The sequence below is a fragment of the Granulicella sp. L56 genome (assembly GCF_009765835.1).
In the GTDB taxonomy this organism is placed as follows: domain Bacteria; phylum Acidobacteriota; class Terriglobia; order Terriglobales; family Acidobacteriaceae; genus Edaphobacter.
This window is the reverse complement of the sequence record NZ_LMUS01000001.1, coordinates 949,949-961,881: the sequence shown is the minus strand read 5'-3', so window position 1 is coordinate 961,881 and position 11,933 is coordinate 949,949. Positions and strand designations below refer to the sequence as shown.

Here is an 11,933-nt window from a genome sequence, read left to right as displayed (position 1 = left end):
AAGGATTCTTTGAAGATTTCAAAATGGATGTTGGCAGGATTGGCGTCGGTTCTTAGCGTTGCGGTAGTCGCGGGAGCCCAGACAGGGACGACAGATACAGCACCGAAGGCAACAGCGCCTGCTCCGGCGTTGCAGTTGAATGATTTAGGACAGGGGCCTAAAGCAGATCCATTTCCTCCGGCGAATCCGAAGTACTTTACTGCGGCGTCGCCGACGGTCGATACCGTGAATGCTTTTCTAAAAGCGTTGTGGGGATACGATTCCAACCGCATCTGGCGGGTTGAGGCGATTCAGACGACGGCTGCTCCGGGCGTGAACAAGGTGGTGGTCTTTATATCGGACAAGTCGCCGAATGCAAAGGTGCAGACCGCGGCGTTCTTCGTGACGCCGGACGGCAACCATGTCATTGCAGGCGACGGTGTGGTTCCGTTTGGTGCGACCCCGTTTGCAGCGTTGCGCAAGACGCTGGAGGCACAAGCCGATGGCGCAACGCGTGGTGCGGCAGGCAAAGACCTGTTACTGGTTGAGTTCGCCGACCTGGAGTGCCCGCATTGCAAAGAAGCGCAGACGACGATAGACCAGTTGGTGAAAGATTTTCCCAATGCCCGCGTGGTCTTTCAGCCCTTTCCGCTGACGCAGATTCACCCGTTCGCACTCAAGGCGGCAGAGTATGGGTATTGCGTGCAGAAGCATAGCGACGCTGCCTTTTTCACCTATGCTTCGGCGGTGTTCGACACGCAGGCCGGTTTGACCGCGGAGACTGCCGATGCGACGCTGAAGAGCGCTGTCACCAAGGCTGGATTGGATCCGGCTGCGATTGATGCGTGTGCGGCTACACCGGCGATCAAAGCCCAGGTGGATGCTTCGGTTAAGCTGGCCGAGGACTCCGGCGTGAACCAGACTCCGGAGCTAGCTGTAAATGGTCACCTTTTGCCAATTACACAGGTCCCCTATGAGACGCTGAAAAAGATCATTTCTTATCAGGCCCAGTTGGATGGGGTCAGCACGGGTGAGAGTTCGGCTGCGAAGTAGTTTTTTAATATTTCAAAGAAGAGAAGCGCACCCAGATTTGGGTGCGCTTTTTTATGTGCGTCATCCTGCGCTAAGCGAAGATGACTGTTTTGTTCGCGTAGGAGAGGATGCGGTCGCCGAGGTGCCAGCGGACGGCGCGAGAGAGTACCAGGCGCTCGAGGTCGCGCCCCTTCTGGATCAGGTCGGGGAGCTGATCGTTCTGCGAGATGCGGGTGACGTCCTGCTCGATGATGGGCCCTTCATCGAGGACTTCGGTGACGTAATGGCTGGTGGCGCCTATCAGCTTGACTCCTCGGGCGAAGGCGGCGTGGTAGGGGCGGGCTCCGGTGAAGGCAGGCAGAAAAGAGTGGTGCACATTAATGATGCGCTGAGGGTAAGCGCGGACGAATTGTGGCGATAGGACCTGCATGTAGCGAGCGAGGACGGCCAGGTCGATGGAATGATCGCTCAGGAGAGTCATTTGTCTCTGCTCGGCCTCGGCCTTGTTGGCGGCGGTGACGGGCAGGTAGTGGAAAGGGATCTTGTAGAAGTCGGCGAGTGGCTTTGCTGCCTCGTGATTGCTGATGATAAGCGAGAGATTGCAATTCAGCTCACCAGTCTGATGACGGTGGAGCAGGTCGGCCAGGCAGTGGAGATAGTGTGAGACAAAGATGGCGACGTTCTGGGGCGGCGTGGCGAAGGTGAGGCGCCAGTTCATCTTGAACTGCAGGGCCAAGGGAGTGAAGGCAGCACTGAAATTCGATTCGTCGCAATGGGCGTCGTCGGTGGCGAACTCGATGCGCATGAAGAAGAGGCCGAGTTCGGCATCCTGATGCTGGTCGGCATTGAGAATATTGGCGTCGCACTGCTGCACGAGGAAGTTGGCGATGGCTGCGACGAGACCTTTGCGGTCGGGACAGTCGATGAGGAGAACGGCGATCTTGGGCATGGCGCTGATATTGATTAGAGCATTTTTCAAATTAATAGCCACGGCAAATGTAAGAGGGAGAACAGGCAATGGCAATGAGGGAGCTTTGGCTGATTGGATTTCGACTTATATTTAGGGCGGCGATTTCAAGGAGTGCTAATTTTATTAGCTGTCACGGGTGGACTGGGGAAGACACTATGCTGCGAATTGATTTGTCAGTTACACATATATGTCAGAATAACGAGTCGGAAGAGTTCTTCCCGACAGGAGATTTGCAGGATGAAATGCCCGGTTTGCCAACATGCGTCCGTGAGACGCTCGAGGCGGCGGTGGTATGAACGGATTTTGAAGCATTTGGGCATTGGCCCGTTTCGTTGTGATGGTTGCACTGCCCGGTTCTACCGCTCTACCGTCGTAGAAAAATAATCTCGGCCCGATTGACCTTGGCTGAACAGTAGGATTGACTCGCCCCGATACTAAAGGCTTGTATAGGGTTTTGTTGTCCTTTTTAGGAAAGAGAGAGCAGGATGGTATCGCCCGAAGCAGGCGAATGCAAAGGATTTTAGCTAGCGAAGAGCATAAGTCGAGAAGCGGGTTTTGTATCGAAGTGGCTCACGATGATGCTGTGAGCCGCTTCGGCTGAAATGCTCGGAGTTTTTGCATTGCTTAAGCCATGCGCTGAAATGGTCTGGACATTGGCTGCTTTACATGGGTTGCGTTGATGAAGCTTTCGCGCTCAATCTTCTGCCTGCTCTCCGCATTGCGCGCGGCGACCTTAGGCTTTGCGGGACCAGCCCATGACTCGTCTTCAATCATCGCCGCAGTCGCGCGGTCGTAGCCCATGCGCTGAAGGATGGGCATATCGTCCCGGTCGATCACTTCTGCTGCGGGCTTCTCCACTGCTTCGGCAACCTTAGCAACCTCATTTACATTGCTTGAGGACATTACAGACGCAGTGAAGTTGGCGGTGAGACGTTGGGCGCACTTTTGTCCGCACAGATGCTTTACATCCTTTCGGGATTGTTTTGGCGATTCCCATCCGCGCAGCTTCAGCTCTCCGCCTTGCTCATAAGCCACAAACCAGTGACTCGTGGTCTCCTGTTTTTCCGCTCCGCACATATCGCAATTGATCGCCTGCCGGATCATCTCTCTATCTCCCCAAAGCCGCCGTTTTAAGTTGTGCGTTGCGGCACAATACTTTCATCGGCGGAGAAGAGAGAGAGATGAGCGAAAAAGATTGCTGATTGAGTTAGTGGCCCTTGCTTACTGGTCTTAGTTCTAGCGGGCATTCTTGTAGATGATGTCCAGAAGCTCGTCGTACATGGCATGTCTCACCTCATCCGAACCACTACGAATTGCGTGGGTAGCGCAGTGTGTGAGATGGTTTCGCATGAGCGCACGAGCGACGGCCCGCAGCGCCTCCTGCGCTGAAGAGATCTGGGTCAGCGTGTCGGCACAATAGCGATCGTTCTCGACCATGCGCTGTATCCCGCGAATTTGTCCTTCGATGCGGCTTAATCGACGGAGGTTGGAAGCCTTGATCTCGTCATCAACACCTACTGCTTTGCGTTCGAGTGAATGGTTGCCGCGGGGGACAGCGTTGGTTTTAGATAGGGCGGCTTTCGAAGATATTTTTTTTGTTGTCATATTAGTCCTTTAACCAGCTTCAACCGTCGAAGCCGTAAGCTGTTGGCTACTACGCTGAATGAGCTGAGAGCCATCGCGGCGCTTGCCAGTACCGGGCTCAGCAATAGCCCAAAGAATGGATATAGCACCCCTGCTGCGAGTGGAATGCCGATAACGTTGTAGATGAAGGCCCAGAATAGATTCTGGCGTATCACACGCATAGTGCTGCGCGATAGCGTAATGGCCGTGGCCACGGCGGCGAGGTCGTTGCGCATCAGCGTTACGTCTCCCGCATCCATTGCAATGTCGGAGCCATTAGACATGGTGAGACCTATGTTGGCTTGCGCCAGTGCCGGTGCATCATTGACGCCATCTCCAACCATGGCCACAATGCGGTGCTCCCGTTGCAGGCGAATGATGGCATCTACTTTGCCAGCAGGGAGTATCCCCGCAATGACCTCATCGATGCCTACCCTGCGGGCAATGGCGTTTGCTGTGCGTTCATTGTCTCCGGTCAGCATGACTACTCGAAGCCCTTGCGCACGCATCAGCTGAATGGCCTTAGCGGAAGTTGGCTTCACCGTATCCGCGACGGCAATGATACCGGCCAGCTTGCCATTGATCGCAATCCAAAGTGGCGTCTTGCCATCTGCTGCGAGGTGCGTTGCTGATCTTTCTAAGGACCCTGTGTCGATACTGTAATTTTCCATCAACGCGAGATTGCCGATAAGCGTTGCGTTTCCGTCGACAATGCCAATAACGCCGAGCCCAGGCATTGAGTTGAAGGTTTCAGGTTGTGCAAGACTTAGCCGCCGCTCTTGAGCATAACGGATGATTGCTTCGGCCAGAGGATGCTCGCTGGCGCGTTCCAAGGCCGCCGCGAGATTGACGATTCGGTCCTCGTAGTTGGTTGATTCTTCCTGGTTGAGATCATTGCGATCTTGTTCAGCAACGATGACATCTGTAACTTGAGGGGAGCCCGTGGTGATGGTGCCTGTCTTATCGAGTGCAACAGTGTCTACCTTCTCCAGGAGTTGGAGAGCCTCGCCGCCTTTGATGAGAATGCCAAGGGCTGCTCCACGTCCAGTAGCTACCATGACGGCCGTGGGTACAGCCAACCCCATGGCACAGGGACAGGCGATCACAAGAACGGTGACTGCAGCGGCGAAGGCCTGCATGATTCCAGCATGAGGAGCGAAGACTCTCCATGTAAAAAAAGTGACGATGGCGATGCCGAGCACCGTTGGCACGAAGATTGCGCTGACGCGGTCAGCTATTCGCTGGATGGGAGCTCGGGAGCCTTGAGCGTCACGTAATAGCCGGACAATCTGAGAGAGTGCGCTGCTTGTTCCTAACGTTGTTGCGAGATATTGAAACGATCCATTCTGGTTGAGCGTTCCTCCTATTACACGGGACTGCGGCGTCTTCTCGACGGGTAGCGATTCCCCTGTGAGCATGGACTCGTCCACACTGCTTTTGCCTGAAGCAACCAAGCCGTCAGTAGGGATTCGTTCGCCAGGGCGTACCAGAATGAGATCGCCCTTCTGGATAGACTCAAGAGGAAGTTTTGTTTCGATGCCTTCTTTTAATATGGTTGCCGTCTTGGGTTGCAGCTGCACGAGTTTATGCAGGGCAACTGCCGTTTGTCCCTTTGCCCTGCTCTCAAGGGCGTTGCCAGTCAATACCAATCCAATGATCAGTATGACCGCTTCAAAGTAGATGTCGGGAGCAATGCCGTGGGCGATGAAAAATTGAGGAGCGATGGTGCTTGCTGCGGAATAGAGAAATGCAGAACCGGTCCCGAGAGCAACGAGCGTATTCATGTCGGCAGTCTTGTGCAGCAATGCTGACCAGGCTTTGATGTAGAAAGAGCGTCCTGCCCAAAGAATGACGAATGAAGCCAGCGCGAAGAGAAGCCAGCGCATTGTGTTGTCATTAATTTCGTAGATCCAAGGCAGCACGTTGCGCAGGACTGGATCGAGCACCCGCATGCTCCAGCTCGTGAAGGGATCTTTCATGTGCTCCGCTGCTCCGGCATGGCTCATGCTCATGAGCGGCATTGGCAAGACCATTGCCACAATTCCAGCGGTCAGGCTGATCGCAGCCTTCAGGCGAAATTCTTTATATTCATGCAACTGCTCCTGATCGTGCCTTTCCTGCTCTTCGAGCACCGATGCATCGATAAGTGGGACGGCTGCGCCATAGCCGATGCCCTGAACAGTGTCTACCAAGGCTGGAGCAGAAGTAATACTCGGATCAAACGTTACCGTCGCATTGTGCAGCATGAGATTGACGATTGCATCTTTTACTCCGGCCCCGGATGCAAGCGTTCGCTGAATGAAGGACTGGCACGCCGCGCAAGTCATCCCGGTGATGGAGAGGGTGACGCGATCCGATGCCCCCGAATCTTCGATAGCGGCTGTTACGATTTCTTTTTTGATTTTTGTACTCAGCAATGGATGAACTCTTCCGGCTTATTGATCGATATGCGCATGAAAGCCAATGCCGTTTACGACGGCAGCAATGTTGTCTGCGGTGGTTTCTGCTGGATTGAATGCCATTTTCGCTGAACCTACTTCCACTGAATCCAGTTGGAGCCCAACAACCCTCTGAAGCGCATCAGTAACCCTGCGCACGCACGCTGCGCAATGCATTCCATCGATCGATAACATAAGGGGTTCTTTCATCTCGTTCATCTCCTGTGTTGATTATATGCCTATACCCCCTATAGGTATTTAATTGCTTCAATCTTTTTGGGGATCGAGTGGTGGGTTACGTTGATTTTGTCTTTTCTCATGACTGGAACGTATCATTCTGAAAATTGATGGGAGGACATATTGGCGGCTCTCGAATGAAAGCGGATTTGGCAATTCCTTGATGATTTGGTTCGCGCGAATTTTTGAGTGAGTAATGGCTCGTTAAACATTGATGACTCAGGATTAAACAATCAGACGCGGAACCGTCTGGGAGAGACAGGAACAACACGATGAGCTTCACACGACGCAAACTTCTGGCGAACACGACCTATAGTGCTGCGGGACTCCTGGTGGCAGGCGTGGCAAAGCCGGCGATGCTGTGGGCTGACCCCACCTCGTCCACACCGGCGCCCTATTTGACTGGTTTGCGAATGGCGGCAACTCCGGCGACTGCTTATCGTGCGTATCGCTCGAAGCGAGTTGCCAATCCTGACAGCACGACATGGATTCAGTTGGATCTAGGGTCAAGCGTGGCGATCGAGGCAATTCGGCTATTCCCGGCCTCCGAGAAAATGTATCCGGGACGCGATCAGTATTACGGCGGTGAAGGCTTTCCGCTGCGCTTCAAGATTGAGGCGGCAGATGATGAGGGATTTAGCCAGCCGAAGGTGATCGCCGATTTCACGAAGACAGATTTTCCCGATCCGAAGGACAACATCACACAATATCCCGCGCACGGGGTGCAAGGGCGCTACGTGCGCATATCGGCGACCAAGCTGCGGCCTGTAAGAGTGCAACCGCCAAGGGAGTCTGCCGCCGTTGGTGGACAGCTAGTGGACAGCAAGGATTTCACTCTCACGATTGCTAAGGTCGGAGTGTTGTCGGGCGGCCACGATATCGCGCTGGGCTGTAAGGCCACGGCCGATGCGGAGTACGGGAATACGGAAGAAGAGCTGAAGCAACTGACACGGCCGCTCCGGCAGGATGGAGAAGAGATACGCCGTGATAATCCCCATGCGATAACCGACGCTGCAATTTGGAAACCGGCGCAGTTTAAGGCGCGTGTCCCCAAGACGGGAGTAACGCTTGGTGGCGGTGTGTTTGAGACTGCGATGCGAAATAACATCGAGTACCTGTTGAACTCTTACTCCACAGATGATCTTTTGCGTCAGTTCTATGAGCGGACGGGCAAGATTAAGAACTTCAAGGCCACCGGCTCGCAGATTTTTTGGGAAGAAGATCTGGCCGGTTCGAACGCAGGGCGCTTCCTGATGGGCGCGGGAAATACAGTGCGGTGGATCGACCATCCAGAACTTCAACGGCGATTGAATGTTGTCGTTGATGGCATAGAGGAGTGTCGTCAGCCAAACGGCTACATCATGGCCTATCCGGAAGACACGATTTTCTACTCCGAGCGCGCAGCCTACACACGCGCGTGGCTTACACATGGCTTATTGGAAGCTGCATACAGCGGCAACACCAAAGCATTGCCGATGCTCCGCGGTTATTACGATTGGTTCAATCAGCAGGCATTTCTGCCGGAGATGTTGCGCGGCGCAATCCAGGGTGGTCAAGGCATGGTGGCTAATACCCGAGTCGGAGCGAGTCCGATGGGTAAGCCAGCCGATGCTCAGGTGATACAGCGCTATTACCAGGAAGACGCCTGGCTGCATGGTCTTGCAAAATGTGAGAAAGAGCAGGTGTGGCAGTATCCGTATGATCGGCCGCATTGTTATCTGCTGACCAATCTGGAAGCCTACCTCGACATGTATCTCATCACGGGAGATCCGCTCTACTACGATGCTGTTCTAGGTGCCTGGGAACTCTATCGTTCTCACTGGCAGCAGGCTGGTGGCAGCATTTCCATTATTGAATTTGAGAAGGATCCACCCGACAGCAACTATCTGAAACAACCTTTGGGCGAATTGTGCGGCAGCAGCTTTTGGGTTTTTCTGAGCCAGCGCTTCCAGATGTTGCATCCTGACGATGAAAGATTTGCAACTGAAATCGAAAAGTCTATCTATAACGTTGGCATGGCCAACCAGGATGGCGGCGCGGGATTGCGTTATCACACCATCCTTGAAGGAAAGAAAGAAAAATCCACGCACCAGAATACGTGTTGCGAGGGGCAGGGAACGCGGTTGCTCGGCTCTCTGCCAGAACACATCTATTCCATCGCCTCAGATGGGTTGTACGTCCATCTTTACGAGCCCTCGACGATTCGTTGGCAACAGGAACACCAGCCCATGCAGTTGACGATCAAGACGAATTTTCCGATGGAAACGAAGGTCCTCGGCACGATAAAGACTGAGGTCCCCACGCAGGCCAATCTTCGAATCAGGGTCCCTTCCTGGGCCATCAGCGAGATGAAGATTTCGGTCAACGGCAAGTCCGCCGGTGTTGGCAATGCAGGAACCTACGTGGCGCTCAATCGCAAATGGCGTGATGGTGACATCATCGAGTTCACGCTTCCGGCAGCAGTGAAGATCAAGCGCTATACGGGCGCCGATCAAGTTGAGGGCCAGGCGAGGTACTCGTTTGAGTATGGTCCTATCCTGCTTGCGGCTGTCGGGCGATCCAAAATGGAGCTTTCTTTCAACGGCAGCCATGATCTGGAACACATCGCCAGCCAACTGGAACCGATCGAAGGATCTCCCTTGCACTTTGCTGTTAGAGGAGATCCGGAGATGAGATTTATGCCCTACTGGCAGATATCACAGGAGGAGTTCACTTGCTATCCGTGTATCCCTCTCCTGGCGTGATTCTGGCTGGGTGAGATCGAAGTATGCACATTAAATGCCGGGGCTATGCCGTGGAGATTCCCTGATAAACGATCTCGGGTTTATTTCGGTCGAGCGACGGCATACATCTCTGCAGCAATTTGATCGAAGAGCGCGGAGGGGTCGTCTCCCTGACGGTAGAGGTCGAAGTGGGTTCTCGCAGGAATGAACGTGAAGTGACCTTGCCCATCCAGACGTTCCAATAAAGACTGTAGCCGGTGCGCTGCACCATCAAGATAGAACGTGTCGTCGGTGCCGACATAGAGATGGATCTTGCCGCGCAGGTCGGGCTTTAAGGTTGTCCAATTCGTTTCGATGTAGTGCGAGATGTCGTAGTGATCGCGCCAGTATGCGATCACGGCCGGATCGACATCGCCGGTCTGGCGATTGAACATGGGAAGTGGGCGTCCGTCGGGGCCTCGCGGGGAGAAGACCCATTCGAAGGAGCCCATCTGGCCTCCGTAATCTCCGAGGACCGACTCCATATGGGCCATCTGCTCCATCGTTGCGAGAACGGTCTGGTGCATGCGGATGATGGGTTGGGGAGAGCCGTCCGCATGGCGATACATGTTTGCGCCCGGAGCGTAAAGATCGATCGTGCTGAAGGCGTGGAAGTCGCTCGGGTCGGGTGAGGTGGACCAGGTGCCCCCAAAGATTTTGGGGTAGGTGGTCTGGAGCCAGAGCGTGGCCCATCCGCCGGAGGAGTGTCCCTGCAGAAAACGTCCGGAGGTTCGTGCGTCCATGCGATAGTGGGCTTCGAGTGAGGGAATCAGCTCCGTGGTCAGCGCTGTGCCCCATGGGCCGTTGTTGACGCCGTCGGCGAACTCGTGGGTGCCGGTGGGACTGCTCTCATCGAGCAGGACCCATATCATCGGCGGAATCTTGCCGCTCTTCATGCGCTGGTAGAGGACGGAAGCATTGCGCGCGCGCATGGTCGCGAGATCTCCGCCGAAGCCGTGAGTGAAGTAGACGGCCGGGTAGCGGTCGTGCGGATGGTCGCCGTAGCCGGGAGGGAGAAGCACCCAGGCCTTCATCGTGATATCGCGTCCCCAGAATCGTGAAAGTACGGGGCTGACGAAATTGACAGGCTTGAGCGCGGCGTTGACTTCGGGAAGCTCCGCCAGAGGATCGGGCGGTGGTGGTACGACGGTCGATAAAGTCAGAGTGGGGGCGGCGTCTGTCGGTGGGTTCCACGCTTGCAGATCGACAACGGAGCTGATGAGGTCACCGGATTGGCGGCCAGCGTAGTTGTATGTGTGGGCGACATCGAGGACGGCCTGGGCCTGATAGTCGACCTTCGCAGCCTGCGAGAGCGGTGCTGGAAATACGATGTCGTCTGCGTCGATGTCGATGGTCTGGCCGGGCGCGAGGCTCGCAATTTCTTTTGCCGCAATGTAGACACTGGCCGGCGACATCATGTTCATGTCGACAGCTTTTGCTCCATGCCCCGGCGAAACGAAGAGAAGAAGGCGTCCGGATACAGGGTGCTGAAGCTGCGGCGAGAGCGTGACGTGGAAGAAGAGATGTTGCGGTACTGGCGATTGAGCGGCGGCAAGATTAACTGCAAGAAAGAAAGTGGCAGCAGCAATAATTTGGAGGGAATTGAATTTTTTCATCAGCGTGCGTATCCCGTTTTGGCCATGCGTGAGGCGAGTTGTTTAAATGCGTCATCGCTGACAGGGTGAACTCCACTGGCGGAGACCCAGCGGTTGTAGAAGTTGAACAGGGCACACGCGGAGATGGCGTAGAAGATAGCGGCATCGTCCCATCCGGCTGCATTCAGTTCAACAGTGTCGGCTGTTGTGATGGATGCGGGGGCGAGGGTGACCTTGCGAACGAAGCGGAGCAGAGCTTTCTGCTTGTCGTCGATCTTCGACGATTCGAGGTCGTTGAGAACGCTCCACACGAGAGCTTCGTCATGCAGCAGCTCTGCTGCGACCGCGGCGTGTGCTTTCATGCAGAACTCGCATTGATTAAGCGAGGAGGTGTAGGCGGCGATCAACTCGCGGAGGCCGGCGGTGATGGGAGCTTCGTTGTGCATCAGCGTGTGGGAGAGCGCGGCGAGATGATGGGCAGCTTCGGGATCGAAGGCGAGGAGATGCCAGATCTGCCAGTAGTCGCCGCCCGAGGACTTAGCGTTCTCGATAAGGTCGCGATAGACGCTGGGCTTTGGGTCGTTTTCGACTCCGCGAAGAAACATTGGCTGCTGCGAGGGGTGCGTTGTGTTCATGCGTTTTCCTTTGCGGACGAGAGCTGTGTCAGGTCACGATGAAACAGGTGCTGCGAAGGCAGCCCAAAGGCGTTGGCCACTCGGTTGAAGCAGGCAAACAGCGCGGTGATATGGATGGTCTCGGCGATCTGCTGCTGATGCCAGCCGGAGTCTTCGAGTGATTGGATATCGGCAGCGCAGACTTTATAAGACTCGTCGGTTACTTTGGCAACGAAGTTCAGCAGGACGCGGTCTTTGGCGTCGATCGCTGGATCGGCGGAATTTCCGGTAAAGAGCGCGAGCAGCAATTCGTCGCTGCCTCCCTGCTGGTGCAGAAACGACGCGTGGCTATCCAAGCAGTAGGAGCAGGCGTTGAGGGCCGAGACGTGCGTAGCAATCATCTCCTTGGTTCTGCGGTTGAGATGGCCGTCGACGAAGAGAAGGCTGGAGGCCAGCGCGAGCATCTGTTCGAGCAGGGGCGGATGGGTGGCGAAGCACTTAAGAATGCCTGGGACATGCGGGCGTCCAAAGCGAGAACGATAGTCGGCGTAGATAGCGGCCACGGTGCCGGTGGCCCCATCTTCTTCTACGAGGGGAAGGTGGGTGGATTCAAACGGCTCATCGACAATTGCAACTTCCGGCGTACTCAAGGTGAACCTCGTTTCTCCCGTTGGCGCAACAGC

Annotated in this window: 10 protein-coding genes; 2 read left to right on the top strand and 8 right to left on the bottom strand. The window is 55.1% G+C overall.

The window, feature by feature from the left end:
• Positions 1-9 precede the first annotated feature (9 nt).
• The gene (locus GSQ81_RS03890) at positions 10-1,032 is read left to right on the top strand and encodes a thioredoxin domain-containing protein (RefSeq protein WP_254059974.1); all 1,023 of its coding nucleotides are present in this window, start codon (positions 10-12) and stop codon (positions 1,030-1,032) included.
• Positions 1,033-1,102: 70 nt separating this feature from the next.
• Here the strand turns inward: GSQ81_RS03890 and purU are convergent, their stop codons facing one another.
• The 5 genes from purU to GSQ81_RS03865 all read right to left on the bottom strand — a co-directional run bounded on the left by purU (position 1,103) and on the right by GSQ81_RS03865 (position 6,219).
• Positions 1,103-1,990, bottom strand: coding sequence for a formyltetrahydrofolate deformylase (purU, locus tag GSQ81_RS03885; protein ID WP_254059973.1), 888 nt, complete (start codon positions 1,988-1,990; stop codon positions 1,103-1,105).
• Between the two features lie 615 nt (positions 1,991-2,605).
• Positions 2,606-3,085 (bottom strand): hypothetical protein, encoded by a 480-nt coding sequence (locus GSQ81_RS03880; RefSeq protein WP_158909376.1) that lies wholly within the window; start codon positions 3,083-3,085, stop codon positions 2,606-2,608.
• Positions 3,086-3,217: 132 nt separating this feature from the next.
• A complete protein-coding gene (locus GSQ81_RS03875) occupies positions 3,218-3,586 on the bottom strand; it encodes a metal-sensitive transcriptional regulator (protein ID WP_158909375.1) in 369 nt (122 codons plus the stop codon).
• A complete protein-coding gene (locus GSQ81_RS03870) occupies positions 3,583-6,021 on the bottom strand; it encodes a heavy metal translocating P-type ATPase (RefSeq protein ID WP_371715216.1) in 2,439 nt (812 codons plus the stop codon). Before GSQ81_RS03870 ends, GSQ81_RS03875 begins: the two co-directional genes overlap by 4 nt.
• Positions 6,022-6,039: 18 nt before the next feature.
• Positions 6,040-6,219, bottom strand: a complete 180-nt coding sequence (locus tag GSQ81_RS03865) for a heavy-metal-associated domain-containing protein (protein WP_371715223.1) — start codon at positions 6,217-6,219, stop codon at positions 6,040-6,042.
• Positions 6,220-6,551: 332 nt separating this feature from the next.
• Here GSQ81_RS03865 and GSQ81_RS03860 point away from each other — a divergent pair, with 332 nt between their 5' ends.
• On the top strand, positions 6,552-9,023 hold the full coding sequence (locus GSQ81_RS03860; protein ID WP_158909373.1) for a beta-L-arabinofuranosidase domain-containing protein: 2,472 nt from the start codon (positions 6,552-6,554) through the stop codon (positions 9,021-9,023).
• Between the two features lie 80 nt (positions 9,024-9,103).
• Here GSQ81_RS03860 and GSQ81_RS03855 read toward each other — a convergent pair whose 3' ends face one another.
• The 3 genes from GSQ81_RS03855 to GSQ81_RS03845 are packed head-to-tail and all read right to left on the bottom strand — an operon-like array spanning position 9,104 to position 11,900.
• Positions 9,104-10,657, bottom strand: a complete 1,554-nt coding sequence (locus GSQ81_RS03855; protein WP_158909372.1) for an esterase family protein — start codon at positions 10,655-10,657, stop codon at positions 9,104-9,106.
• Positions 10,657-11,271 (bottom strand): carboxymuconolactone decarboxylase family protein, encoded by a 615-nt coding sequence (locus tag GSQ81_RS03850; RefSeq protein ID WP_158909371.1) that lies wholly within the window; start codon positions 11,269-11,271, stop codon positions 10,657-10,659. The genes GSQ81_RS03855 and GSQ81_RS03850 overlap by 1 nt, the downstream gene beginning before the upstream one ends.
• Entirely contained in the window at positions 11,268-11,900 is a 633-nt protein-coding gene (locus GSQ81_RS03845) for a carboxymuconolactone decarboxylase family protein (protein WP_158909370.1), read from the bottom strand. The genes GSQ81_RS03850 and GSQ81_RS03845 overlap by 4 nt, the downstream gene beginning before the upstream one ends.
• Between the last annotated feature and the right edge of the window lie 33 nt (positions 11,901-11,933).